The organism is Streptomyces canus (assembly GCF_030816965.1).
Lineage (GTDB): Bacteria > Actinomycetota > Actinomycetes > Streptomycetales > Streptomycetaceae > Streptomyces > Streptomyces canus_E.
The window spans coordinates 3,857,034-3,882,560 of record NZ_JAUSYQ010000002.1 but is presented as its reverse complement, the minus strand read 5'-3'; the positions used below and the strand labels follow the sequence as shown (position 1 = coordinate 3,882,560).

General features: G+C 70.7%; 24 protein-coding genes, 2 tRNA genes and 1 pseudogene. 17 read left to right on the top strand and 10 right to left on the bottom strand.

Annotated elements, in window-relative coordinates; translation table 11 throughout:
• Positions 1-287 precede the first annotated feature (287 nt).
• On the top strand, positions 288-1,076 hold the full coding sequence (locus tag QF027_RS18635) for a class E sortase (RefSeq protein WP_307075741.1): 789 nt from the start codon (positions 288-290) through the stop codon (positions 1,074-1,076).
• A gap of 5 nt (positions 1,077-1,081) precedes the next feature.
• Here the strand turns inward: QF027_RS18635 and QF027_RS18630 are convergent, their stop codons facing one another.
• On the bottom strand, positions 1,082-1,279 hold the full coding sequence (locus QF027_RS18630; RefSeq protein WP_373432055.1) for a hypothetical protein: 198 nt from the start codon (positions 1,277-1,279) through the stop codon (positions 1,082-1,084).
• The gene (locus tag QF027_RS18625) at positions 1,276-2,667 is read right to left on the bottom strand and encodes an MFS transporter (protein WP_307075739.1); all 1,392 of its coding nucleotides are present in this window, start codon (positions 2,665-2,667) and stop codon (positions 1,276-1,278) included. The genes QF027_RS18630 and QF027_RS18625 overlap by 4 nt, the downstream gene beginning before the upstream one ends.
• Before the next feature lie 67 nt (positions 2,668-2,734).
• Here QF027_RS18625 and QF027_RS18620 point away from each other — a divergent pair, with 67 nt between their 5' ends.
• From QF027_RS18620 to QF027_RS18605, 4 genes are all read left to right on the top strand, one after another.
• Complete coding sequence (locus QF027_RS18620) at positions 2,735-3,262, top strand: winged helix-turn-helix transcriptional regulator (protein WP_307075737.1); 528 nt, start codon at positions 2,735-2,737, stop codon at positions 3,260-3,262.
• 43 nt (positions 3,263-3,305) lie between these two features.
• Complete coding sequence (locus tag QF027_RS18615; protein ID WP_306980768.1) at positions 3,306-3,617, top strand: DUF6412 domain-containing protein; 312 nt, start codon at positions 3,306-3,308, stop codon at positions 3,615-3,617.
• Positions 3,618-3,707: 90 nt separating this feature from the next.
• Positions 3,708-4,421 (top strand): YidC/Oxa1 family membrane protein insertase, encoded by a 714-nt coding sequence (locus QF027_RS18610; RefSeq protein ID WP_306980771.1) that lies wholly within the window; start codon positions 3,708-3,710, stop codon positions 4,419-4,421.
• Between the two features lie 116 nt (positions 4,422-4,537).
• Positions 4,538-5,395, top strand: coding sequence for a fumarylacetoacetate hydrolase family protein (locus tag QF027_RS18605; RefSeq protein WP_307075735.1), 858 nt, complete (start codon positions 4,538-4,540; stop codon positions 5,393-5,395).
• Between the two features lie 122 nt (positions 5,396-5,517).
• Here QF027_RS18605 and QF027_RS18600 read toward each other — a convergent pair whose 3' ends face one another.
• The 3 genes from QF027_RS18600 to QF027_RS18590 are packed head-to-tail and all read right to left on the bottom strand — an operon-like array spanning position 5,518 to position 8,001.
• Positions 5,518-6,375 (bottom strand): LLM class F420-dependent oxidoreductase, encoded by an 858-nt coding sequence (locus QF027_RS18600; protein ID WP_307075733.1) that lies wholly within the window; start codon positions 6,373-6,375, stop codon positions 5,518-5,520.
• Between the two features lie 46 nt (positions 6,376-6,421).
• Complete coding sequence (locus QF027_RS18595; protein ID WP_306980778.1) at positions 6,422-6,931, bottom strand: heme-degrading domain-containing protein; 510 nt, start codon at positions 6,929-6,931, stop codon at positions 6,422-6,424.
• On the bottom strand, positions 6,928-8,001 hold the full coding sequence (locus QF027_RS18590) for a Gfo/Idh/MocA family protein (RefSeq protein ID WP_307075732.1): 1,074 nt from the start codon (positions 7,999-8,001) through the stop codon (positions 6,928-6,930). Before QF027_RS18590 ends, QF027_RS18595 begins: the two co-directional genes overlap by 4 nt.
• 48 nt (positions 8,002-8,049) lie before the next feature.
• Here QF027_RS18590 and QF027_RS18585 point away from each other — a divergent pair, with 48 nt between their 5' ends.
• From QF027_RS18585 to QF027_RS18555, 7 genes and pseudogenes are all read left to right on the top strand, one after another.
• On the top strand, positions 8,050-9,312 hold the full coding sequence (locus QF027_RS18585; RefSeq protein WP_373432417.1) for an ROK family protein: 1,263 nt from the start codon (positions 8,050-8,052) through the stop codon (positions 9,310-9,312).
• 83 nt (positions 9,313-9,395) lie between these two features.
• Positions 9,396-10,196: a hypothetical protein gene (locus QF027_RS18580; RefSeq protein WP_307075728.1), complete on the top strand. Its 801-nt coding sequence runs from the start codon at positions 9,396-9,398 to the stop codon at positions 10,194-10,196.
• Between the two features lie 113 nt (positions 10,197-10,309).
• Positions 10,310-11,089, top strand: a complete 780-nt coding sequence (locus QF027_RS18575) for an HAD-IIA family hydrolase (RefSeq protein ID WP_280851281.1) — start codon at positions 10,310-10,312, stop codon at positions 11,087-11,089.
• An 87-nt stretch (positions 11,090-11,176) separates the two neighbouring features.
• The gene (locus QF027_RS18570) at positions 11,177-11,716 is read left to right on the top strand and encodes a hypothetical protein (RefSeq protein ID WP_307075725.1); all 540 of its coding nucleotides are present in this window, start codon (positions 11,177-11,179) and stop codon (positions 11,714-11,716) included.
• 6 nt (positions 11,717-11,722) lie between these two features.
• On the top strand, positions 11,723-12,424 hold the full coding sequence (locus QF027_RS18565; protein WP_307075723.1) for a class F sortase: 702 nt from the start codon (positions 11,723-11,725) through the stop codon (positions 12,422-12,424).
• A 241-nt stretch (positions 12,425-12,665) separates the two neighbouring features.
• Positions 12,666-12,923: pseudogene (locus tag QF027_RS18560) on the top strand (IS200/IS605 family accessory protein TnpB-related protein); the annotation flags it as partial.
• A gap of 103 nt (positions 12,924-13,026) precedes the next feature.
• On the top strand, positions 13,027-14,067 hold the full coding sequence (locus QF027_RS18555; RefSeq protein ID WP_307075721.1) for a glycoside hydrolase family 6 protein: 1,041 nt from the start codon (positions 13,027-13,029) through the stop codon (positions 14,065-14,067).
• Between the two features lie 65 nt (positions 14,068-14,132).
• Here QF027_RS18555 and QF027_RS18550 read toward each other — a convergent pair whose 3' ends face one another.
• From QF027_RS18550 to QF027_RS18540, 3 genes are all read right to left on the bottom strand, one after another.
• Positions 14,133-16,070, bottom strand: a complete 1,938-nt coding sequence (locus QF027_RS18550; protein ID WP_306980792.1) for a kelch motif-containing protein — start codon at positions 16,068-16,070, stop codon at positions 14,133-14,135.
• A complete protein-coding gene (locus QF027_RS18545; RefSeq protein ID WP_307075719.1) occupies positions 16,067-18,076 on the bottom strand; it encodes a glycosyltransferase family 2 protein in 2,010 nt (669 codons plus the stop codon). Before QF027_RS18545 ends, QF027_RS18550 begins: the two co-directional genes overlap by 4 nt.
• Positions 18,077-18,626: 550 nt before the next feature.
• Positions 18,627-18,700: transfer RNA gene (locus QF027_RS18540), tRNA-Lys, on the bottom strand.
• Positions 18,701-18,853: 153 nt separating this feature from the next.
• Here QF027_RS18540 and QF027_RS18535 point away from each other — a divergent pair.
• From QF027_RS18535 to QF027_RS18515, 5 genes are all read left to right on the top strand, one after another.
• Positions 18,854-20,182, top strand: coding sequence for a peptidoglycan-binding protein (locus QF027_RS18535; protein WP_307075717.1), 1,329 nt, complete (start codon positions 18,854-18,856; stop codon positions 20,180-20,182).
• 109 nt (positions 20,183-20,291) lie between these two features.
• Positions 20,292-21,401: an SPFH domain-containing protein gene (locus QF027_RS18530; protein WP_307075715.1), complete on the top strand. Its 1,110-nt coding sequence runs from the start codon at positions 20,292-20,294 to the stop codon at positions 21,399-21,401.
• Positions 21,402-21,497: 96 nt separating this feature from the next.
• Positions 21,498-22,103 (top strand): lytic polysaccharide monooxygenase auxiliary activity family 9 protein, encoded by a 606-nt coding sequence (locus QF027_RS18525; protein WP_306980801.1) that lies wholly within the window; start codon positions 21,498-21,500, stop codon positions 22,101-22,103.
• Positions 22,104-22,188: 85 nt separating this feature from the next.
• The gene (locus tag QF027_RS18520; protein WP_307075712.1) at positions 22,189-22,623 is read left to right on the top strand and encodes a hypothetical protein; all 435 of its coding nucleotides are present in this window, start codon (positions 22,189-22,191) and stop codon (positions 22,621-22,623) included.
• Positions 22,624-22,664: 41 nt separating this feature from the next.
• A complete protein-coding gene (locus QF027_RS18515; protein ID WP_307075710.1) occupies positions 22,665-24,311 on the top strand; it encodes an AMP-binding protein in 1,647 nt (548 codons plus the stop codon).
• Positions 24,312-24,413: 102 nt separating this feature from the next.
• Here QF027_RS18515 and QF027_RS18510 read toward each other — a convergent pair.
• Both QF027_RS18510 and QF027_RS18505 read right to left on the bottom strand, forming a co-directional pair.
• Positions 24,414-24,487 (bottom strand) — tRNA-Lys (locus QF027_RS18510).
• A 91-nt stretch (positions 24,488-24,578) separates the two neighbouring features.
• Positions 24,579-25,337: an IclR family transcriptional regulator gene (locus QF027_RS18505; protein ID WP_306980806.1), complete on the bottom strand. Its 759-nt coding sequence runs from the start codon at positions 25,335-25,337 to the stop codon at positions 24,579-24,581.
• Positions 25,338-25,527 lie beyond the last annotated feature (190 nt).

Sequence of the window (25,527 nt, the reverse complement as noted above, 5' to 3'; positions counted from 1 at the left end):
CGACGCGGCCTTCTGACCCGCGTCGTGGCCTGCCCCGTTCATGCCACGAGGAAGCATCGGGTGTGGCCAGTGGGGTTGTCGAGAGTTCTGACAGCCCTTCCTAAAACCTGTGGAGGAAGTTCGGTATGCCGGACGCGCCGACCCCTCCGCCGGCTCCCGTGACCGCTCCGCCGACTCCCCGCCGACTCCCGTCGACCGCTCCGCCCGCTCTACGAGGCGTTCGGCACTGGTGACTTGAAGGCCCGGCCCTTATCGTGCGGGCGGCCCTGTCCGAGGAGGCGTGAGGTATGCGGCAGCGCGTCATGCACCACGGAGCCCGGCGCCGGCGCGAGCGTCGCCGCCGCGCGGTGTGGACCGGTGGCGAACTTCTGGTCACCGTGGGCGTCGTCCTGCTGCTGCTCGTCGTGCACCAGCTGTGGTGGACCAACCGGGAGGCCAGGGAGGGCGCTCAGGACGGGGTCGAGGCGCTGGAGCGGGAGTGGGGACGGGGCGGGGGAGCCGACTCCGGTACGGCCGCCGGCTCCGGGTCCCCGTCCGCGTCCTCTTCTACGGCGTCTCCGGGCTCCCGCGCCGAGCGGGATCTCCGCGCCGCCGCCCAGGACCCCGCCGCCCTGACGCCGGGCCGGTCCCAGTCGTACGCCATCCTCACCGTCCCCCGTCTCCACCTCCGCGTCCCCGTCGCCGAGGGCGTCGGCAAGCGGAGCGTGCTCAACAAGGGGTACGTCGGTCACTACCCCGGCACCGGACAGCCGGGCCGGGCCGGGAACTTCGCGCTCGCCGGGCACCGCAACACCCACGGCGAGCCCTTCCGGTACATCAACCGCCTCGCGCCCGGGGACACCGTCCGGGTGGAGACGCGCAGCGCGGTCTACACGTACGCCGTGGACAGGACCCTCCGCCAGACCTCGGCCCGCGACTCGGGAGTGATCCGCCCGATCCCGCGCTCGACGGTCCGTCCCACCTACGGCTACACCGCGCCCGGTTACTACCTCACCCTCACCACGTGCACCCCGGAGTACACGTCCCGGTACCGGCTGGTGGTGTGGGGCAAGCTGGTGTCGATGCGGCCGCGTTGAGGGGCTCAGCACTCGCGCATCGCGATGTCCGCGCCGTGGGCGAGGCCGCCGCCGGAGGACGTGGCGATCGCGATCGTCAGGGCGACTCCGGCACGCGGGCCGATGTGGCGGAAGGTCTCCCCGCCGCCCGATCCCGTCGCGGGCCGGGCGGCGGGGAAGGACTGCACGGCGAGCAGCGGGGTGGTCGCGTTGAGGGGGCTCACTGCTCCCGCAGCGCCACCACGCTCCCCGCCGCCACCAGCGCCAGCACAGCCGACACCAGCATGGCGATGTCCGCGCCGTGGGCGAGGCCGCCGCCGGAGGACGTGGCGATCGCGATCGTCAGGGCGACTCCGGCACATGAACCGATGTAGCGGAAGGTCTGCTGGGCGCCCGATCCCATCGCCGCCCGGGCGGCCGGGACGGACTCCACCGCGAGCAGCGGGAGTGCCGCGTTCAGCAGGCCGCTGCCGATGCCGGCCACCACGAGACCGGGGAGCAGCCGTACCCAGGAACCGGCGTCCAGCGAGCCCAGCATGGTCAGGACGCCCGCCGCGTGCAGCAGGAAGCCGATCGCTAGCTGCCATCGCGGCGGCACCCGGCCCGCGAGGCGCCGGACCTGGAGGGCCACCGCGAAGGACAGGCCGGACCAGAGGAGGAAGAGCCAGGCGGTGTCCATCGCGGACAGGCCGACCGTCTGCTGGAGGAGGGCCGGGAGGAAGCTGAACAGGCCGATCACCGCGAGACCCGTGAACAGGCCGCTGGAGGAGGACGCGAGGAACCGGCGGTGGCGCAGCAGGCCCAGGTCGATCATGGGGGTCCGGGCGCGCCGCTCCACCGCGACGAACCCGGCCAGCAGGACCACGAACGCCAGCAGCAACAGCGCGACCGGTGCCCGCAGCCAGCCGTCCCGGCCCAGTGTCAGCGCTGCCACCAGGGCGACCAGGGCGAGCCCGAAGGTCACGGCTCCGGCGAGGTCGGGGCGGCCGCCGCGCGGGGCCCGGGACTCGGTCAGGAGCCGTGCGGACAGGGCGGCCACGAGCACGGCCGCGGCGCCGAGAACGCCGTAGGACACCCGCCAGCTCGGCATCGCGCCGCTCAGCAGGGGGCCGACCGCGATGCCGCCGCTCACGAACGCGCCCCACACCCCGGTCGCGTGCAGGCGCCCTCTCGGCGAAGGGAACGCGTGGACGATCAGGCCGAGGCTGCTGGCGAGGAGCGCCGCGCTGGCCGCGCCCTGGGCGATGCGGGCCAGGGTGAACAGCCAGGTGGACGAGGTCAGCGCGCCGAGGGCCGTGGTGAGGCCCAGCGCCAGGGTGCCCGCGACGAAGATCCGGCGGCGCCCGTAGTCGTCGGCGAGGCTGCCGGCGACCAGGAGGAGGGCGGCGAGGCCGAGCGGGGTGCCGTTCAGGAGCCAGGCCTGGGCGGACAGCGGGGTGTGCAGGTCGGCGGCGACATCGGGGAGCGTGACCATCGGAGCCGTGTACGTCATCAGGGCCACGGCGGTGGCGGCGCTGGTCAGGGCCAGGGTCGCGGAAGGGCGCGGGGACGCTGGGGCCGGGGCGGCCGACACCTTCGCCTCCCTGAGAGTTCGTTCACTGAACCTAGTCATGCCGAGAACCGTAGCAGAGTAGGTTCGGTCATTGAACCTACTGCCGGAAAATGGTTACAGTGGCGCCATGGCACTGGGTAAGGACTACGCGACACAGCAATGCTCGATCGCCAGCGCGCTGGAGATCGTCGGCGAACGCTGGACCCTCCTCGTCGTCCGCGACGCCCTCTACGGCGTCCGGCGCTACAACGACTTCCTCGTCCACCTCGGCATCCCGCGCGCGGTCCTCGCCGCCCGCCTCCAGATGCTCACCGAGGAGGGGATCCTCGAGAAGCGCCGCTACCAGGAGTCCCCGCCGCGCGACGAGTACGTCGTCACCGACCGCGCCATCGCCCTGTGGCCCGCCCTGCGCGCCCTCGGCCGCTGGGGCCGCGAGCACTACGGCAAGACCGTGCTGCGCACCTTCCAGCACACCGAGTGCGGCACCGAGATCGGCTCCTACGGCGAATGCCCCGCCTGCGCGAGGGTCGTACCGGTCGAGGAGGTGCTGATGCTGCCGGGCCCCGGACTCGATCCCCACCCGGCGGATCCGGTCAGCCGGGCCCTGCTCAAGCCGAAGAGGCTCTTGCAGCCCGTCGTGGTCGATCAGGTATAACCGGGGGAGGACCGACAACGACAACAGGGAGAGGGGGAGTGCCGTGATCCGCAGCTGGACCGGCGTGCGGCCCGCCGCCGTGCTCCTGCTCCTCGTCCTCGACGTCGTCCTGCTCGACACCGGCAGCCTCTCCGCCGCCGTCGCGCTCGCCGCGACCGCCGCGGCCGGCTCCGCCTTCGCCGCCTGCTCGCTGATCGCCTCGCGCTGCGCGCCCGCCGTACCGCCCACCCGGGTCCGTACGGCCATCCGCGACCGCGCCCGCCGCACGGCCTTCCTCCCGCAACGCGACCCCGACGCCAAGGGCCGCCCCCGCCCCCGAGCGCCCGGACACGCCCTCCCGGCGACCGTCGCGTAGGGACTCACTTCTCGTAAGGACACCCCGCGCGGGTCGTCATGCCGCCTCGCACCACTCCCGGCACGACGAGACCCCCCGGAGGGCTCACCCATGTCCGTCTTCGCTGATCTGGTCCAGCATCTCGCCGACCTGCTCCACCCCCTGTTCGGCGCCACCGCGGCCGCCGCCGCGATCGTCCTGTTCACCGCTTTCGTACGACTGCTCGTGCACCCCCTGTCCCGCGCCGCCGCCCGCGGTCAGAAGGCCCGCACCAGGCTCCAGCCGAAGATCGCCGAGCTGCGCACGAAGCACAAGGGCAACCCCGACAAGCTCCAGAAGGCGATGCTGGAACTGCACGCCGAGGAGAAGGTCTCACCGCTGACCGGCTGCCTGCCCGTGATGTTCCAGATGCCGGCGTTCTTCCTGCTCTACCACCTCTTCTCCAACACGACGATCGGCGGGAAGGCCAACGAACTGCTCGGCCACGAGCTGTTCGCCGCACCGCTCGGCGGGCGCTGGGCGGACGCGCTCGGGGACGGCGGGATGTTCCAGGGAGCGGGGCTCGTGTACGTCTGCCTGTTCGCGTTCGTGATCGTGGTGGCGACCTTCAACTACCGCCGCACGAAGCGGATGATGGCCGCGAACCCGGTCATGCCGGTGACGGACGGGCAGCCGGTGCCCGGGGCGGGCGCGATGAGCAAGGTGATGCCGTTCATGTCCTTCTTCACCCTCTTCACCGTGGCCGTGGTGCCCCTGGCGGCAGCGCTGTATGTGGTGACCAGTTCGACGTGGGCCGCGGTCGAGAGGGCGGCCCTCTACCGCTGACCGGTCCAGTCCGTGAACCAGGTATTGCGGACTGGACACTCAGCTTGGAGGATCGACCAGTCATCCGATGGCTGCACCCGTCGGCTGGCGCCCCGCAATCGAGGGAGATAGTGATCATGAAGCTGCTGCGAGTCGGTACGGCGGGAACGGAGACGCCCGCGCTGCTCGACGCCGACGGGGTCCTGCGGGACCTGTCCGGTGTCGTGGACGACATCGACGGGACGCTGCTCGCCGACGACGCGGCACTCGGCCGGGTCCGTTCGGCCGCGGAGGCCGGGGAACTGCCGGCGCTGGACGCCACGGGGCTGCGCGTCGGGCCGCCGATCGCCCGGATCGGGAAGATCGTCTGCATCGGGCTCAACTATCACGACCACGCGCGCGAGACGGGGGCCGAGCCGCCCGCCGAGCCGGTGATCTTCTTCAAGGCCGCGGACACGGTGGTGGGCCCTTACGACACGGTGCTGGTGCCCCGGCGGTCGGTGAAGACCGACTGGGAGGTCGAGCTGGCGGTCGTCATCGGGCGTACGGCCCGCTACCTGGAGTCCGCGGCGGAGGGGCTCGCCCATGTCGCCGGGTACGCGGTGGCGCACGACGTGTCCGAGCGGGAGTTCCAGATCGAGCGCGGGGGGACGTGGGACAAGGGGAAGAACTGCGAGACCTTCAATCCCCTGGGGCCCTGGCTGGTGACCGCGGACGAGGTTCCCGATCCGCAGAATCTGTCCCTGAAGCTGTGGGTCAACGGAGAGCAGAAGCAGAACGGCACGACCGCCGAGCAGATCTTCCCGGTCGGTGAAGTGGTGCGGTACGTCAGCCAGTTCATGACCCTGTACCCCGGAGACGTCATCAACACCGGCACACCGGCCGGGGTCGCGATGGGGGAGCCCGAGCCCAAGCCCTATCTCCGGTCCGGGGATGTGGTGGAACTGGAGATCTCGGGGCTCGGGCGTCAGCGCCAGGAGTTCAAGGACGCGTAGGCGCTCCGCTGGGAGAGCCGGGGACTGCGCGTTGTCCGGCGACCGCGGGCCGTCTGCGGCCTGTCGCGCCCACGCGGCGGAGCCGCACATGGACACAGTCCCGCGCCCCTGGGTGGGTCCAGTCACCCCAGTAGCGACGCCAGCCTGCGCCAGGCCTGCCTCGGGAGGTCGTAGCGCGGGCCTCCGTCCACGATCTGCAGGGCCACATGGTCCGCGCCCGCCTCGATGAACTCGTCGATACGGGCGCGGATCTTCTCGTCCGTGCCCCAGGCGTAGACCGCGTCGACCAGGCGGTCGCTGCCGCCGTCCTTCAGGTCGTCCTCCGTGAAGCCGTTGCGGAGGAAGTTGTTGGTGTAGTTGGGCAGGCCCAGGTAGATGGCGAGGTAGTCGCGGGCCACGCTGCGGGCCTTGGTGGGGTCGGATTCGAGGACGACCTTCAGCTCCGGTGCCAACAGGGGTGCCTCGCCCAGCAGTTCGCGGGACCGTGCCGTCTGCTCCGCGGTGATCAGATACGGGATCGAGCCGGCCGCGCGGTCCCGGGCCAGCGCGATGGTTTTGGGGCCCAGCGCGGCCAGCACGCGGCTTTCGGCAGGGACTCCCGCCTCGTCCAGGGCGTCCAGGTAGGCCACCAGGGCCGAGTACGGGCGCCGGTACTGGTCGGCGAGCTTGGCGTGGCTGACGCCCAGGCCCAGGACGAAACGGCCGGGGTGGGCGGCGTTCAGGTCGGTGAAGCTCGCGGCGGCGGACTCCGGTTCGTGGTCCCAGATGCTCTGGATGCTGGTGCCGACGGCGATCCGGGAGGTCGCCTCGAGCAGCGGGGCGGCGTTGGCGGCCGAACTGCTGCCGCCCAGCCAGATCGCGCCGAACCCGAGTTCCGCCAACTCGGCGGCGGCCTCGGCGCGTTCGCCCCGCTGGGACGGGTCCTCCGAACGCAGGCCGCCGCCGTTCCAGATGCCGTACTTTCCGATGGTCTCCTTCATGGCAGGTGCCAACGTGGGAGGCCCCGGCGATAATTCCTGTCCCGGACTATCGGTCCTTGCTCAGGAACTCCTCCAGCACCTCGACCACGAAACGGTGGTCCTGGAGCTGGGGCAGGCCCGAGACCGTCACCGTGCCGACGACGCCCACGCCCTCCACCGTGATGGGGAAGGAGCCGCCGTGGGCCGCGTACTCGTCCGGGTCCAGCCGCGAGGACTCCTCGAAGGTGCTGCCCTTGGCGCGGAAGCGGGCACCGACCAGGTAGGAGGCGGAGCCGTAGCGCTCCACGACCCGGCGCTTGCGGTCGATCCAGGCGTCGTTGTCCGGGGTGGAGCCCGGCAGGGCGGCGTGGAAGAGCTGCTGGCCGCCGCGGTGGATGTCGATGGCCACCGGCGCCTGCCGCTCCCGGGCCAGCTCGACCAGCAGGGATCCCAGCGCCCACGCGTCGTCGTACGTGAACTGCCGGAAGACCAGGCGGCGTTCCTGCGCCTCGAGCTCCTCAAGGGGCGGGGTCAGTTCCGGATGGAACTTCGGGGTCAGCTCGGTGTTGTGCGTCACAGCTCCACCGCCACTCCGTCGTGGGCCGAACGGCGCGCCGCCTCCAGTACGTCGAGGGCGGCGGCCGCCTCCAGTGCGGGCACCGGGTTGGTGCCGGCGCCGGTAAGGGCCCTGGCCACGGCCGCATAGTAAGCGGGGTAGTCGCCGGAAAGGGTGGGGACGGGGCTGCCGCCGCCCGTCACGGGGGACTCGCCCGAGCCGAGCCGGCCCCACAGCGACTCCGGCTCCCGGCCCCAGCCGGCCGCCGCGTTGGGGCGCTCGCCCTCCCGCAGCGCGGCCTCCTGCGGGTCGAGGCCGTACTTCACATAGCCCGCCTTGGAGCCCAGCACCCGGAAACGGGGGCCGAGTTGGGCGGTGGTGGCGGAGACGTAGAGGTGGGAGCGGACGCCGCTCGCGTGGGTGATCGCGATGAACGTGTCGTCGTCGACCTCGGCGCCCGGGCGGCGGACGTCCGCCTCCGCGTACACGGAGGCGGCGGGTCCGAACAGGGTCAGGGCCTGGTCGACGACGTGGCTGCCGAGGTCGTAGAGAAGACCTCCGACCTCTGCGGGGTCGCCGGACTCGCGCCAGCCGCCCTTGGGCTGCGGCCGCCACCGCTCGAAACGGGACTCGAAGCGCCATACGTCGCCCAGTTCGCCCTCGTCGAGGAGCTTGCGGAGGGTCAGGAAGTCGTTGTCCCAGCGCCGGTTCTGGAAGACGGAGAGGAGCACGCCGCGCTCCTCGGCCAGCGCCGCCAGCTCCCGCGCCTCGGCCGCCGTACCTGCGATCGGCTTGTCGACCACGACCGGCAGGCCCGCCTTCAGGGCGGTGGTGGCGAGCGGGACGTGCGTCTTGTTGGGCGACGCGATGACGATGAGGTCCAGGTCGGCGGCGCGGGCGAACAGCTCGTCGGCGCCCGCGACCGTACGCACGTCCGGGAACTCGGCGCGGGCCTGTTCCTGCCGCTCGGGGTTCGAGGTGACCACCGTGTCGAGGGTGAGGCCCTCGGTGGCGGCGATCAGCGGGGCGTGGAAGACGGAGCCCGCGAGGCCGTAGCCGACGAGGCCCACGCGGAGGTCAGCAGCAGTCATGCCTCCCACTTTGGCAACGCTGTTGCCAAAGTGCAAGCGTGGCGGAGAATGGCAGACGTGAACAGGACGAACGGCGGCGCCAACCTCCTGGCCCTGCGCAGCCACAACACCGCGCTCGTGCTCGACCTGCTGCGGGGCGCGGGCGCAGAGGGAATCAGCCGGCTGGAACTCGCCGACCGCACGGGCCTCACCCCCCAGGCCGTCAGCAAGATCACCGCCCGGCTCCGGGAGGAGGGCCTCGCGGTGGAGGCGGGACACCGCGCCTCGACGGGCGGCAAGCGGCGGACGGTACTGCGACTGGTGCCGGGCGCGGGCCACGCGGTGGGCGTCCACCTGGACCGGGACGCACTGCGGGCCGTGCTGGTGGACCTGGCGGGAACGGTGGTGGCCGAGCGCTGCGCCGCGCTGGACCTGGGCGCGGGGGCGGAGGCTGTCGTGGCGGTGGTCGCGGGGCAGGTGGAGGCGCTGGCGAAGGGGGTGCGGGCAGGGGACGGGACGGGGGCCGCTGGGCAGGACACGGGTGCATCCACCGGCGCCGCGGGGTTGCCGGGCGGTGGGTCGGCGTCGGTGGAGGGGGTTCAGGGTCCGGGTGAGGTGGGGGCGGCCGGTGCGGACACGCGGTCATCCACCGGTACCCCGGAGCTCCCCGCCGAGTTCCTCCCCGCCCTCCTCGGTGTCGGCGTCGCCCTTCCCGGTCCCCTCGACCACAGCCGGGGTGTGCTGCACCGCGTCACCGGCTTCCCCGAGTGGGACGGCTTTCCGCTGCGGGACGCGCTCGCGCGGCGGCTCGGGGTGCCCGTGGTCGTCGACAAGGACACCAACGCGGCCGCGCTGGGGCTCGCGGTCGCGGGGGAGCGCGGGTCGTTCGCGTATCTGCATCTCGGTACGGGCCTCGGCGCCGGGCTCGTCATCGACGGGGCCGTGCACCGGGGTGCGCGGACCGGGGCAGGGGAGTTCGGACACCAGGTCGTCCAGCTCGACGGGCCGCCCTGCGGATGCGGTGACAGGGGCTGCGTCGAGGCGCTGTGCCTGGCGGCGGTGGCCCGCGGCAACCTCGCCGAAGCGGCACGGGTCCTCGGCATCGCGACCGGCAACCTCGTCGCCCTGCTCGACATCGACGTGGTCCTGCTGGGCGGCCGTACCATCGCCACCGCCCCGGACGCGTTCCTCCGAGGGGTCGCGGCCGTCCTCGACGAACGCGCCCGGCGCGCAGGCGAGGAGCCGGTCCCCGTACGAGCCGCGCCCGGCGAGGTCGCCGACGGGGCGGCGCAGCTCGTGCTGGGCCCGCTGTTCGGACGAGCCGACGCCTGACGTCCGCTGATCGAGGGGACTTCCGGGACCTCACGGAGCGGCATCCCCGGCCGGCCGCCCGCGCCCGACAGGGTCATGTGTTCATGCGACGGTATGTGCACGCCTATACGCCAGCCCTCCTCGGCCTCGCGGCGGCAGCCGCCCTGTTCCCCGCACCCCCGGCGGCGGCCTTCCGGGCCCCCGCCACTCCCACCCCCGTGGTCCGCGTCGGTGACTCCTGCGCCCCCACCGGCCGCGTCTTCCCCCTCACCACCCGCATCCACGGCGGTCCCGCCGTCTATGAGGCCGGTGGCGGCTACAGCATCTGGTACCTGGACCTCACCAACACGACCCGGCGCACCTGCGCAGCAGTCCACCCCGTCGTCGTCCTCGTCGACGAGCGACACGTCCTGAAGCCCTCCCAGCCCCGCCTGGAGTTCTACGACGGCCCCCGCACCCGCGCCGTCCGCTTCGAGAGCACCGACGAGGACGAACTCGTCGGGGCTTTCGGAGGAGCCGGGTTCACCGTCGGCCCCGGAAAGACCGTCACCGTGAAGGTCCGGCTCGCGCTCACCCCGGACGCCGTGCCGAACGAGGTCACCGTCAACGCGGCCGTCGTCCAGCGGCACGGTGATGACGGCGACTGGGTGGGGCAGTCCAACGACTACCGCTTCGGCATCGGCACCGGCACCGGCACCAGCACTGGCGCCGGCATCGACACCGATCCGAGCCCGAGCCCGAGCTCGAGCCCGCACCCCGACCCGGCCACCCCGGAAGGCCTCCCCTTCACGGACGCGGTCGAGGAACTCGCCAGCACCGGCCCCGGCGTGGCCGCCGCCCTCGCGGCCGTCTCCCTCCTCCTGGTCACGGTGGGCGCGATCCTGCGAGCCCGCGGCCGCCGTTGACCCCGAACCTTCCGAGACCTGTCCCGAACTGGCCATTCCCCCAAGATCCGGCCACTGTCTAGGCTGGGGCCGACGCAGCACGGCGTACACGCGTACGGCAGGAGACCCCGCACATGGCAGACCGCAAGCCCATCGATTCGTGGCTCACCGACATGGACGGTGTGCTCATCCACGAGGGCGTGCCGATCCCCGGCGCCGACGCCTTCCTGAAGAAGCTCCGCGAGTCCGGCAAGCCCTTCCTGGTGCTGACCAACAACTCCATCTACACCCCGCGCGACCTGCACGCCCGCCTGCGCCGCATGGGCCTGGACGTTCCGATCGAGAACATCTGGACCTCCGCCCTGGCCACCGCCCAGTTCCTGGACGACCAGCGGCCCGAGGGCACGGCGTACGTCATCGGCGAGGCGGGTCTGACCACAGCGCTGCACGACATCGGCTACATCCTCACCGACCACGAGCCCGACTACGTCGTTCTCGGGGAGACCCGCACCTACTCCTTCGAGGCCATGACCAAGGCGGTCCGGCTCATCAACGACGGCGCCCGTTTCATCTGCACCAACCCCGACGAGACCGGCCCCTCCGCGGAGGGCGCGCTGCCGGCCACCGGCGCCGTCGCCGCCCTGATCACCAAGGCGACCGGCAAGCAGCCGTACTTCGCGGGCAAGCCCAACCCGCTGATGATGCGCACCGGACTCAACACCATCGGCGCGCACTCCGAGACCAGCGCGATGATCGGCGACCGCATGGACACCGACGTCCTGGCCGGCATGGAGGCCGGCATGCAGACCTTCCTGGTGCTCACCGGCCTGACCCGCCCCGAGCAGGTCGAGGCCTTCCCGTACCGGCCCTCGAAGGTCGTGGACTCCATCGCGGACCTCGTCGACCGGATCTGAGGCGGACCCGAACGGAGCACACGGCACCTCCTCCGGGATGCGGACCCGGGCCTCCCGGGAGACCCTCCAGGTATCTGGAGGTTCACGATGGGTTCAGTACGCCTCACTCTCTGTACCGTTGTTCTGGCTGTCGCCGCCTTCGCCCCGGCCGCGCAGGCGGCGGACGGCGGCAGCGTCTCGGTGACTCCCTCCTCCCCGGCCGCCGGCGCCGACCTCACGCTGCGGGTGACCGGCTGCGCGGGGAAGACGGCCACCGCCGCCTCGGCCGCGTTCGTCGCGGACGCCCGGCTGACGGGGGCCGACGGCAGCCTCGCCGGCGAGACCCGCGTCCGCTCCTCGATCGAACCGGGCCCCTACGACGTGGAGATCACCTGCGCCGACTTCCAGGTGAAGGGCCGCATCACGGTCGTAACGGCAAAGGGCGCCACCGCCTCCGCGAACGCCCTCGCGACCCCTGTCGCCCCGGTGAACGCGGGCGGCGGCTGGACCGCCACCCACCTCTCCGCCATGGAGCCCCAACCCACCGGACCCGGCACCGGGCAGGCCGTGACCGGCCTGGTGCTCGCCGGGGTCGCGGCGGTCGCCGTAGTGCTGCGCCGCAGCCGCCGGAGTCGGGAGACGGGCTGACCGCAGATGTCCGACCGTTTCTCCGACCCGGAAGGCGGCCCCGCCCACCGCGAACACGTCTCCGGGACCGGACGGCTGCTGGCCGGCGTGACCTGGGCGGTGCTGCTGCTCGGGCTGTGGCTGTGGGGCCGCGAGGTGACCGACGTACGGCACGGCATGTCCGCGCCGACCACCGGTGACGTGGCCGCGGTCGGGCGCCTGCCCGGGGCCGTCGAACTGCCGCCCGCCGCAAGGCCCTTGAAGGGAGCACGGCCGCAGCGCCTCGATATCCCGGACCTCGGGGTCCAGGCGCCCGTGGTGACCCGCGGACTGGACGCGAAGGGCGCCCTCGACCCGCCGCCCTTCGGCCGGCCCGGAATCGTCGGCTGGTACGCGGCCGGCGCGAAACCGGGGGCCGCCGGGACCGCGCTGATGGTGGGACACGTCGACACCGAGACCCGGCCCGCGGTGTTCTACCGGATCAGCACCCTGAAGCCGGGCGAGACGGTCCGGGTGATCCGCGACGACGGCAGGGTCGCCGAGTTCACCGTCGACGACGTACGGGTCGTCAGCCGTGAGAGCTTCGACGCCCGCCAGGCCTACGGCCCCCGCGAGTCGGGCCGCGCCGAACTGCGCCTGATCACCTGCGGCGGCACCTTCGACCGGGCGACCCGCAGCTACACGGCGAACGTGATCGTCTCGGCGTATCTGACGGGGACGGGCCTGTAGAACCCGGGAGGCAGCACCTGGCCCGGTCGGCGACCCGCTCCCCCGAAGTCGCCGACCGGGCTGGTCCTCGACCACGCACGCTCGGGCTGCGGGAGTAACCCGACGACGGCGCGGGAGGCCTGGGAGGCACGGTGGGTGCTGACTGCGGCCAGGGGGCTGGGGCCGTGTCCGTATGAGGCGACTCTAGAACGTACGAGCGCCCGGGCCTAGAGGCCGATGGACGCCAAGTACCGTGCTCGTGGCTCGGGGACACCCGATCCGGCGACGGACGACACCGCCCCGTGCACACCAGAGCGATGTGCACGGGCATCGGACCGTCCAGGCCGACCGGCGTGCCCCCGGGCGCGAGGGACCCCGCCCTCCCCTTCCCGGACCACGCACACGATGCGTGCCGCCGGACCGCGGAGCGAAAGCGGGCGACCAGAACGCCCAACACCGTTCGGGGCGTTCGGCTGAGCATGAACCCTGGCAACAGGAATCACTCCCGCTCAGCCCCTAGGAACGGTGTAACGGCTCGTGGACAAGGCTTCGGCGACCTCGTGGGCGGCGCGACGGGTGTGTCACGATTGAGACTTTCCACGGTGCACCCAGGGGGGAATTGGATGTACGTCAGCAGGGGGGCCAGGAGGGCGACCCGCGCACGGGTTTCCGCGGCGGTGCTGGGGGCGGCACTGCTGCTCGCCGCGTGTTCGTCCTCGGGAGAAGGAGACAAAGGGGGCGAAGGCGACAAGGTCGGTGCCGGAATCACCCAGCAGCCCAAGGAGGCCGACCCGTTCTGGGTCAACCCGGACGGCAACGCGGCCAAGCAGGTCGCGGCGTATGTGAAGAGCGGCAAGGACGACGAGGCCGAACAGATCCGCAAGATCGCCCAGCAGCCGACCGGCGAGTGGATCGGTCCGGAGAACCCGGAGCAGGAGGCACGCGGCTTCACCGAGGCCGCGGACAAGGCCGGCCGTACGGCCCTTCTGGTCCTCTACAACATCCCGCACCGCGACTGCGGCCAGTACTCCCAGGGCGGCGCCGCCGACGGCAACGCCTACCGGACCTGGATCGACGGTGTGGCGGCGGGCATCGGTGACCGCTCGGCGACGGTGATCCTCGAACCGGACGCGGTTCTGCACCTGGTCGACGGCTGCACCAAGGAGGAGTTCCACGAGGAACGCTACGACCTGCTCACCGGCGCCATCGAGAAGCTCAAGTCCCTGAAGGACACGAAGGTCTACCTGGACGCGGGCAACGCGGGCTGGGGCCACCCCGACGAGATCTTCGAGCCCTTGAAGTGGGCCGGCGTCGCCAAGGCCGACGGCTTCTCGGTGAACGTCTCCAACTTCTACTCCACCAAGGACTCCATCGCCTACGGCAAGCAGCTCTCCGCCAAGGTGGGCAACAAACACTTCGTGATCGACACCAGCCGCAACGGCAACGGCCCGTACAAGGGCGGCGACGAGAACGAACGCTGGTGCAACCCACCGGGCAGAGCGCTGGGGGAGACGCCGACGACACAGACGGCGGACCCGCTGGTGGACGCCTACCTGTGGGTCAAGCGCCCGGGAGAGTCGGACGGCGAGTGCAAGGGCGGCCCGAAGGCGGGTCAGTGGTGGCCTCAGTACGCGTTGAAACTGGCGCGAGGGTCGGACACCTAGGGACGCGACCAGCCCAAAAAAACGCTCCCGCACCCAAAAGCAAAGGTGCGGGAGCGTTTTTGGTATTACGGCACTCGAACCCACTGTGCCTTGGACGGCGTCCCCTGATCGTCATCGACGAACAGCATGTACCACCCGGACTGCACCAGATTCTTGTTCTCCGGCACAGTCACCTTCACCTTGTCCCCGGAGACCGTGAACTTCAGCTCGATGGACCGCTGATCCACATCGGTCACATGAGTGGAAGCGCTGGGCCGCATCAACCGCACCTTCTTGATCACAGAAGCCTGCGGAGAGGTGAACGTCCCGGAGGCACCCCGAGCGATCGTCTGCGGCCCCCCGGACAGCGAAGGCCGCGAATCCCGGTACAGATAGGGCGGCGTATAGATCTCGATCCGCTGCTCAAAGACACCCGGCTTGGTGTTCGCCTTGTCCCCGTACAGCGAGTCCGACCCGAAGAACATCACCCGCCCGTCCGGCAACAGCAGCGACCCGGAGTGGTAGTTGCGCCCCACGAGAGGGTCGGCCACCGACTCGAACGTGTTGGTGTCGGGGTGGTACAGCCGAGCCTGAAGGATGTTGGAGTCACCGCGTCCGCGATAGTCCTCCGACCCCCCGGACACCAGCACGCTGTCGTCGGGAAGGATCGACGCCTGCGGATACCGCGTCCCCTTCTCCAGCGTCGGCCCGTCCACGAACTTCGGGCTGTCCGCCTTCATGTCCACGATCCGCGTCCGGTTGCTGGACAGCTTGGACTCGCCGACCCCGCCGCCTCCGATCACCATGAACTTCTCGTCCTGTGCCGGCGGCAGCAGTACGGTCCCGGAGGTCTCCATCTCGTTGGCGTCGCTGAGCCCGGGGATCTTCGTGAACTTGTTGGTGTCCACGTCCCAGATGCCCGGCACCCGGCCCACGTTGTCCGGCCCGTACCCCGCGTTCGACCCCGAGTAGAAGACCTTTCCGTTCTGCATGAGGAACAGCGCCGGGTACGTCGGGAACTGACGGACCTTCGGCAGGTACGTCCACTTCTTGGTCTTCGGGTCGAAGACCTCGTTCTTGCCCGGCACCAGCTGCCCGATGTCGTCGAGCCCGGAGACACTGAGGACCTTCCCGTCGCTCAGGGTCGTGAGCGTCGGATACCAGCGTGCCTCCTTCATCGGGTCGACCTTGATGTACTTCTCGGCGACCGGGTCGAACTCGAAGGCGTCCCGGATCCCCTGGAAGTCCTTCTTGTCGAGCGCGATCTTCTGCGCGATGCCGTAGGTGTTACGGGCATCGGCCCCGGTCAGACCCTGGATCCGGTAGTTGTCCTGGGTACCCGTCTGATACTTGGCACCGCTCTTCTGCGCCTCGACGTAGATACGCCCGAGGCCGGGGTCGTTGCGCAGGAACTTCCCGGTCTTCTTGTCGAAGACCTTCGTCGCCCGCTCCACGACGACCGGGTCCTTGGAGACGAAGGTCTTGCCGTTCTCCTTGCCGGTGAACTTGGTGCCCGCCGGCAAGGTGATCGGCTGGTCCGGGTTCTCGTTGTGGACGATCATCAGGCCGCCGGCCTTGGTGACGTCACCCTTGAGCTTCTCGTACCGCTTGGTGCCACCGGCGATCAGCAGATTGCCGTTCGCGAGCTGGGTGTGCCCGGTGCAGAACAGGTCCTTCGGTGTCGGCACCTTCTTGATCGTGCCCTTGACCGGGTCCCAGATCCGGGTGTCGAACTTCTTCGCGTCGAAGTTGTCCTGGTTGTTGCCCGAGCCCGCCACCAGCAGCACCTTCCCGGTGCGCAGCAGCGCCGCGTGGATGGTGTTCTGCCGGTACTTCTCGGGGAAGTCGACGATCTCCCACTTGCCGTTCTCGGCTTTGTACTCGGGCTTGTTGATCTGGTACTGGTGGTATTTCTCCGTCCCGAAGCGGTACAGCCACGGGCCGTTCATCCCGGCCAGCGCGAGCACCACCGCCGTACCGATCGCGAGTCGACGGGCGCGGCGGCGGCCTGCACGGTCGTTCATTCCTTACGTCCCCCAAGTCCACCAAGGGCGATCTGCATGGTCTGGTCGTTGCCCCCGTCGCCTGCGGTGCCCGGGTTGGAGGCGGCGGCCCAGGTCGGCTTGTGGGCCGGGGCGTGCGGGGCCGGGGCCTGCTGGGCAGGCAGCGGCTGCGGCTGGTACTGCGCCGGAATCTGAGCCGGAATCACCGGCCCCTGGGGCTCCTCGGCGGTCGCGGCGGGTTTCTTCTTCGCCTGTCGCAGCATGTGCCGCCAGGTGAAGATCGGTGTCGCGGTGATCAGCATGGCGAAGGTCGCCCAGATGATCATCGCGGGGTGCGAGTGCCCGAGGGCGACACCGGCACCGATCGAGCCACCGAAGATCAGGATGAAGTACCAGTGGTAGCGGAAGGTCGCGAACCACCGGTCGGGGCTGGCCGAGTCGCCCTTGGGCGTCACCACGAACTTGCTCTTGCGCCGCAGCAGCGAGTCGACCAGCGCCTTCGCGTACAGCGGGGCGGACAGCGCCGACATCACCATGCCCGCGACACCGCCGGAGCCCTCGGGCTCGTGCGGGGAGACGTTGTGGCGGCGGTTCCAGATGTACAGGCCGATCTGGAGCGCGGAGGCGTTGCCGTAGAGCATCAGCCACACGGTCGGGTCGATGTTCACACCCGAGGCGCCCAGGCCCAGGAACAGCGCGCAGCTCAGGGCCGCGAGGATCCAGTTGAGGGCGGACATCGGGTAGAAGATGATCATCATCGTGTAGTTGAAGAGCTTGCTCGGCGGCAGCGAGTACCAGCCCTTCCAGTACTGCTTGAGGATCGTCTCGTACGTCCCGCGCGACCAGCGCATCTGCTGGGTGAAGAAGTCGGTCCAGGCGCTGGGGCCCTCACCGACCGCGAGCACGTCCGGGGTGTAGACCGAGCGCCACTTCCTGCCGGTCGCGGGGTTCTTGGCGCGGTGGATCTCGAAGCCGGTGGCCATGTCCTCGGTGATCGAGTCGTACAGCCCGCCGATCTGCTTCAGCGCCTTGATCCGTACGGCGTTGGAGGTGCCCACGAACATCGGGGCGCCGTACTTGTTGCCGGCGCGCTGGATCAGCGCGTGGAAGAGGAACTGCTGGGACTCGGCGGCCTTGGTGACGAAGTTGTCGTAGTTGCCGTAGACCTGCGGGCCGATCACGAAGCCGATGTCCGGGTCGCGGAAGTAGCCGAGCATCCGCTCCAGGTAGTTGGGCAGCGGCACGTGGTCGGTGTCCACGGAGGCGAAGTAGTCGTACTGGTCGCCGTGCGCGTCCAGCCAGGCGTTGTAGTTGCCGTGCTTGGTCTTGGCGCGGTGCGGGCCCTTGGGCCGGTTCCACTTCTCGACGCCCTTGCGGGAGAAGTGGTGCACGCCGAGCCGGGCGCACACCTCCTTGACCGCGGGGTCGTCGCCCTCGTCCAGGAGCCAGACGTGCATGAGGCCGCGGTGGCGGATCTTCACCGCGGCTTCCAGTGTCTTCGTCACCATCTCCAGCGGCTCCTTGCCGGGCACGAAGGAGGTGAGGAAGGCGACTCTGGTGCCGGTTTCGGGCACCACCGGGATCGGGTCGCGGGCGACCAGGGTGGCGTGCGCGTTGGACAGGACGTTCATGCAGCGGAAGAACTCGATCAGGCCGATCGAGACCAGCATGACGATGTCCAGCGCCGGCAGCCAGGAGAAGGCCGGGTACTCCCGCTCGGTCCAGTGCTCGGGCTGCAGCAGCCAGGCCAGCAGGACCAGTGAGAGCAGCGGCGCCGCGGCGAGCATCAGGGCGACCCGGATGCGGTGCGGTTCCTGCGAGATCAGCGAGCGGTACTGCACCTTGTAGGGCCGGCCCGGATCGGGCTGCGTGAGGGGGCCGGCCAGTCTGCTGTAGTGCTCGTAGTCGTATTTCGGAAGCGTCTTCTTTATCCGGCGCAGTGTGCCGGTCCGATGCGAAGGCAGCCTGAGCTGAGTGGTGTCGGACGGGTCGAAGTTCTGCCGGGCGCCCGTCGGCGTCGACGTCATGAGTCATCCCCCCACACGCGGACGAGCCGCGTGTCGTCGTTTCCTTACGCCTGCTCTGGTCCCCCTCGACCTTCACAGACGTATCAGTGGTGGGCCGCAGTCACCACAATCTTCACAGCATTAGACAGGTAACAGCGACCTTCCGGTTGCAGACGCCCCCCTCGGCGTCCTCCGAAGCGGGGCCCCTTTCCCCGCAACACCGGCAACCGGATCCTTGCCCCCCAACTGCCGCGTATCCGCAGCATCTTGAAAAACCAGGGTTCTACGGTGCTCATCATGATCGCAAGATGCGAAACGCGGTGTTTACCGGTCATACGCGATCAATGTGGCGCCTGTCATACAAGAAGGCCCCTCGCCCAGGCGAGGGGCCTCCCATGTCGGTGCGCCGCCAGGGCCTCGAGCCCCGGACCCGCTGATGCTGCGTCTTCCCGGGGGATGACCCCCCGGGCCCCCAGCCACCCCTGTCGAACCCCGGTCGCCCTGGTGTGCCGGGGCAACTCGCCCAAGCATGTCAGGCCCCCCGCTTTCGTGGGGGGCCTGGCATCGTCGGTGCGCCGCCAGGGACTCGAACCCCGGACCCGCTGATTAAGAGTCAGCTGCTCTAACCAACTGAGCTAGCGGCGCCTGCTGACCTGCAGAACTCTACCGGAAGCGGGAGGGTGCTCCGGACCCCGGTACATCGTTCGGACCGTCAGCATGCGCGTCCGGGCGACAGTTGAGAAACTGACGAATGTGCACAGTTGCGGACATATCTACCTGGAGCGTGAGGGGCGTCGCATGGGGACTCCGGTATTCGAGGAAATCGATCCCGCGAGCGACTGCGACTGCCCTGGATGCGTCCACTGGCGTCGCGTTCTCCCACGTTCGACCGGCGGTCACCCGGCCGCCACCCGAGTCGTGATCCTGGCCGCCGCGGCCTCCACCGCCTTCGGCGCGGTCCACGCGGCCCCGGCCTTCGCCGCCCCCCAAGATCCCGCCCGCCCCGGCGTTCCCGGCGTTCCCGCGGGTGACGAGCCCGACACCCCGCAGGGCGGCAAGGCTCCGCTGGACGACCCCCGCGGCAGGCCGGCGGTCGTCAAGGCGACGACCATCACCCGCGCCGACATCATCAGACGGGCCAAGCAGTGGGTCGCCGCGAAGGTGCCGTACAGCATGTCCGAGTACTGGAGCGACGGCTACCGTCAGGACTGCTCGGGCTTCGTGTCCATGGCCTGGAACCTGCCGGGCAACGAGTGGACCGGCAGCCTCGGCCAGTACGGGATCAAGATCGCCAAGGACGACCTGCAACCCGGCGACATCCTGCTCTTCCACAACACGGACAACCCCGAGCAGGGCTCCCACGTTGTCATCTTCGGCGGCTGGACGGACTACACGCGCACCTACTACGTCGCCTACGAGGAGGCCCGCCCGCACGCCCGCGAGCAGGCCACCCCGTACGCCTACTGGAGCAACTCGGACCGATACGTCGCCTACCGGTATAAGGGGCTCGCGGACGGCACCGCGGGCGCCGGGACGGATCCCGCCGAGCCCGACAACGCCAAGCCGGGCTCACCGGCCGTGACGCCCTACCCGGGGAGTGCCTACTTCGGGCCCGGGGCCCACAACAAGTACGTCACCCAGCTCGGGCGGATGCTCGTCGCACGCGGCGCCGGGCGCTACTACACCTCCGGTCCCGGACCCCGCTGGGCGGACGCGGACCGCAGGGCCACCCAGGCGTTCCAGCAGGCGCAGGGGTGGCGGGGCAAGGACGCGGACGGGCTGCCCAGGGCGCGGACCTGGACGCTGCTGGTGACGGGCGGCGGCAAGGACATCGAGGCGGGCGGTCGGACGAGGGCGGCGGGTCTGCAGGCGCCTTCCTCGCACGGCGTTCCCGGTTACCCGGGGCGTGCGATGTTCCGCCCCGGGGCGACCAACAAGTACGTCACCCAGCTCGGCAGACAGCTGGTGAAAAAAGGGTTCGGCAAGTACTACACGACCAGGCCGGGACCGCGCTGGGGCGAGCCGGACCGGCGGGGCGTCGAGGCCTTCCAGCGTGCCCAGGGCTGGCGGGGCGGCGCGGCGGACGGCTATCCGGGGCCGGAGACCTGGCGGCGGCTCTTCTCGTAGTCACCCGACGCGTCATCACCCGGCGCGTCATCTCGTCATCACCTGGCTCGTCATCACCTGGCGGTCATCACCTGTTGTGACGCATCTGGCGCGGAGGCTGGAGGCACCCATGAGCGCGACCACTTCACACACCCCCGAGTCCGAGGGGCCGTCACGGCCCGCCCGGCTCATCCAGAACGAGGCGACCACCGAGATCCCCGTCCATCTGCTCTTCCGCGACGACCCGGACCCGGTGTCGGTCCCGCTGAGGCCCGCGGTGGTGGCACGCCGGCAGGGCACCGGGGAGCAGCCCCGCCTGCGCAGAACCGGCCAGGCCACCCCGCGTCCCGCCCCCGACGTCGACCCCGGGCTGGCCGAGCGCCCCGCGCGGGTGCTGCCGGGCTCGGCGGGCGTTCTCGCCGGCGCCTGCGGACTGGCCGGGTGCGCGGTCACCTCATGGTGGGCGGGGCTGCTGCCGCCGCTCGCCTTGAAGGCTCTCAGGATCCCGGAGTTCGCGGGCGCGGGCCTCGGCCCGGCGCAGTGGGCGGCGTACGCGGGAGCCGGTGCCCTCGGCCTGTTCGGTTTCGGCGGACTGGCCTGCGGTCGTACCGGGCGCGCCTGGGTGCTCGGGATGTTCGGCCGCTACCGGGGGACCGTCCGGCGCACCGGCCTGATGTGGGTCAACCCGCTGCTGCTGCGCCGCCGGGTCGACGTGCGGCTGCGGCACTGGCGCGGCGAGCCGATGCCGGCCGCCGACGCGAGCGGGGTCGCGCTGCGGGTCGTCGTCCTCGTGGTGTGGCGGGTGCGGGACACCGCGCGGGCCACGCTGGGCGTCGACGACCACGAGAGGTTTCTGCGCGAGTGCGTGGAGGCCGCGCTCGCCCGGGTCCCGGTGGAGGCGCCGGGCTCCGGCCGCGGCTCGGTCGACGCGGCGGGGGAGGCGCTGACCCGGCTGGTGGCCGCGGAGACCGCGCCCGTCGGCGTCGAGGTCTTCTCGGTCCAGCCGCTGCGCGTCGAGTACGCCCCCGAGGTCGCCGCGGCGATGCACCGCCGCCGCATCGCCGCGCTGGACGCCCAGCACCGGGCCACCATGCTCACCTCGGTCGTGGACTCGGTGGAGGACACCGTGACCCGGCTGACCATGCGGGGCCTGGTGGAACTGGACGACTACGAACGCAAGGCGCTGGTGAAGGACTTGACGGTGGCGTTCTGCGCGGGGCGTGGCGAACAGGGCGCGTGATTGGTATGGACATGGTCAACGCACGGTAATAATCTGGGACTTGGTCTAGACCTGCAAGCTCACTGAACTTCCCCCACGTTCTCCAGGAGCGGCAGCATGCGCAAAAAGACCAAGTGGTACGCCGCCGTGGTGGGCCTCGCCACCACCGGAGCCGTCGTGCTCTCCTCCGGCGGCGCCAGCAGCCACGGCTACACCGACCTCCCCATCAGCAGGCAGAAGCTCTGCCAGAACGGCACCGTGACGAACTGCGGCGACATCCAGTGGGAGCCGCAGAGCGTCGAGGGCCCCAAGGGCTTCCCGGCCGGCGGTCCGGCCGACGGCCAGATATGCAACGGCGGCGTGAGCCGCTTCAGCCAGCTCAGCGCGCCGAGGACGCCGTCCGGCAGCGCCTGGCCGGCGACCAAGGTGACGGGCGGCCAGAGCTACACCTTCCGCTGGCAGTTCACCGCCATGCACGCGACGACCGACTTCAAGTACTACGTCACCAAGGCGGGCTGGAACCAGAACCACAACCTGGCCCGCTCCGACCTCAACCTCACCCCGTTCCTGACCGTCCCCTACAACGGCCAGCGACCTCCCTCGACCCTCTCCCACAGCGGCACCCTGCCGTCCGGGCTCAGCGGACGGCATGTGATCGTCGCGGTGTGGACGATCGCCGACACGACGAACGCCTTCTACGCCTGCTCGGACGTCACGTTCTGAGCATCACTTGAGACAGTCCAGGTGTCCCCCGGGGTAGGTTCCCCACACGATCACGCGATCGGTGCCTGACCTCGGGGGATCTGTCATGGACGCCTTCTTCTACCTCATTCCCGTCCAGATCATGGCCGTGGCCCTGTTCGGCGCGTACCTCGGGGTGCGGCGCTGGCACCGGGCGCGCAGTGCCTGGAGGAGCGGGCTGACGGCCGAGGCGCGGTGCCTGCGGGTGTACGCGACGGCGCACGGGGGCGGTGACTCCCGGGTGTACACCAGCCTGCGCCATGTGTACGAGTTCAGGGCCCGTGACGGCCGGGTCGTCCGGTTCGAGGAGGAGGGCGGTCCGGGGACGACGCTCGAGGGCGACATCGTCACCGTCCACTACGCCGACGGCCCGGATGTCGTGGCCACGGCCCGCCCGGGCCGTGGCGGGCACGGGTGCGCCGCCTGCGCGGTGGTCGCCTGCGCCGTCGTGGTCGTACTGGTCTGCATGGTCGTCATGGTCACCCTCACCGCGCTGTCCTAGACCCTCCACATCTGACGGCTCGTCAACTACCGTACACGCCCATGGAATCCAGGAGGCGTACGGTCGCGGAGCTCGTCGCCGACCGGTGGGGTGACGACCGGCCCGGACTGTGGTTCGAGGGGCGGGCGCTCACCCACCACGAGGTCGCCGCTGGTGCCGCCGCACGGGCGGCACTGCTCACCGATCTGCTGCCGGGCGCCGGGGCCCACATCGGTGTGCTGCTCGACAACACGCCCGAGTACCCGCTGTGGCTGAGCGCCGCCGCCCTCGCCCGTGCCGCCGTCGCCGGCGTCAACCCCACCCGCCGGGGCCCCGAACTGGCCCGCGACATCCTGCACACCGAGTGCCGCCTGCTGATCACCGAGGCGTCCCACCTGCCGTTGCTGCGGGACCTCGACCTCCCCGGCGTCCGTCTGCTGGTGACCGGCACCGAGGAGTGCGACACCCTCCTCGCGCCCTACGCCGACGCCGAACCCGACGCCTCCCACGCCACACCCGACGACCGGCTGCTCCTCTACTTCACCTCCGGCTCGACCGGCGCCCCCAAGGCCGCGCTCTGCTCCCAGGGCCGCCTGGCCGCGGCGGGGAGGTCGCTGGCCGACCAGTTCCGGCTCGGTCCCGACGGCGTGCACTACCTCTGCATGCCGATGTTCCACGGCAACGCCGTGATCGCCGACTGGGCGCCCGCGCTGGCGAGCGGGGCGGGGGTCGCGCTGAGACGGCGGTTCTCGGCGTCGGGGTTCCTGGCGGACGTGCGCGCGTACGGGGCGACGTACTTCACCTATGTCGGCCGGGCGATCCAGTACGTCCTGGCCACCGAGCCCCGCGAGGACGACCGGGACAACCCGCTGCGGCTCGGCTTCGGTACCGAGGCGGGGGCGGTGGACGCGGCGGCCTTCGAGCGGCGGTTCGGGGTCCGGCTGGTCGAGGGGTACGGGTCCTCCGAGGGTGGCGCGGCGATCCAGTGGGCGCCCGGCACGCCGGAGGGTGCGGTCGGGCGGGCGGGACCCGGGCTCGTCGTACTCGATCAGGAGACTCAGCAGGAGTGTCCCCCCGCACGATTCGATGCGGCCGGGCGGCTGCTGAACGGGGACGAGGCGATAGGCGAGCTGGTGAACCGGGCCCCGAACCCCTTCGAGGGGTACTGGCGCAACCCGGAGGCGGAGGCCGAGCGCCGCCGGGGTGGCTGGTACTGGACCGGGGACCTCTTCTACCGGGACGCCGACGGCTATCTCTACTTCGCGGGCCGTACCGACGACCGGCTGCGCGTCGACAGCGAGAACCTGGCCGCCGCGATGATCGAGAACATCCTCGCGCGCTACGAGGGGGCGGTGGCCGCCGCCGTGTACGCGGTGCCGGATCCGGTGACCGGGGACCAGGTGATGGCGACCATCGCCGGGACCTTCGATCCGGAGGCCTTCGTGGACTTCCTGGAAGCCCAGCCGGATCTCGGGACGAAGATGGCACCCCGGTTCGTGCGGGTGGTGGAGCGGATGCCGGTCACCGCCACGAACAAGATCCACCGGGCGCGGCTCAGGAAAGAGGGCGTGCGGTGCGCGGACCCGGTGTGGTGGCGGCCACCCGGGACACGGACGTACCGGAGACTGGAAGACGCCGAAGGGCCCCTCGCTCTCACGAGAGGCCCTTCACCGGTGCGCCGCCAGGGACTCGAACCCCGGACCCGCTGATGCTGCATCCCTCTGGGGGATAACCCCCAGACCCCCAGCCGACCTCGCGGCACCTTGAAAACCTCGAAGGGCCCCTCGCTCCCACGAGAGGCCCTTCACCGGTGCGCCGCCAGGGACTCGAACCCCGGACCCGCTGATTAAGAGTCAGCTGCTCTAACCAACTGAGCTAGCGGCGCATGACTCTCGCCCTCCGCCTTCGGCGGCTGGCGACAGAAAAATACTACCTGGTCCCGAGGGGTGCTTCTGACCAACCTCGGACGGCCGCTCTCAGATCGCCAGGGACAGCAGTACCGGCGTCGCTCCCCTGTTCAGGCGGTCCGTCGCCTGGCGGAGCCGGTGGGCCTGGTGGATCGGGAGGGACAGCGCCAGGCAGCCCACCGCGGAACCCGCCGTGATCGGGACGGCCGCGCAGACCGTGCCCACCGCGTACTCCTGGAGGTCGAGATGGGGGACCGTGGGCGGCTGGGCCTCCAGGCGGGAGAGCAGCAGCTTGTCGTTGGTGATGGTCCGCGAGGTGAGGCGGGTCATGCGGTGCCGGGAGAGGTGGTCGCGGCGGCCGTTGTGGTCGAGCTGGCTGAGCAGGCTCTTGCCGAGGGCGGTGGCGTGGGCGGAGGAGCGGAAGTCCACCCACTCGTTGACCGCCGGGGTGGCGGGACCGTCGGCGTACTGGGCGATGGTGACCTCGCCGTCGACGTACCGGCTGATGTAGACGGCCGCGCCGATCGAGTCGCGCAGTTCGTCGAGGGTGTGCTGGAGCTTGTCGCGAAGGGCCTCTTCGCGGTCGTGCGCGGAGCTCAGCCTGGTCAGGGCGGCTCCCGTCACATACGCGCCGTCGGCGACCTGCTCGACGTACCCCTCGCGGCGCAGCATCCTCAGGAGGGTGGTCAGCCGCTCCGGGTCGAGGCCGGTGGTACGGGCGAGTTCGACGTCGGTGACTCCGGCGGTGTGCCGCGCCACCGTCTCCAGGACGCGTAGTGCGTCCTGGGCCGAGTGGTACGGCGCGGTCGGTTCGTGCTTCAGCGCCACGGTTTTCCCCCTGCGCTCGCTCGGTCGCACTACTACTGGGCCGTAATCCAGACAGCGATCCCCTCCACGATAACCGGCAATAGACTTGTAGTGAGCGGCTGTTGACGAGATTCCGTCCCCGGGTCGGGCCTCTCAGCAGGGGCGCTGACACCCTGGCACATGCCAGAGACATGACCCGGGTCCGGGACCT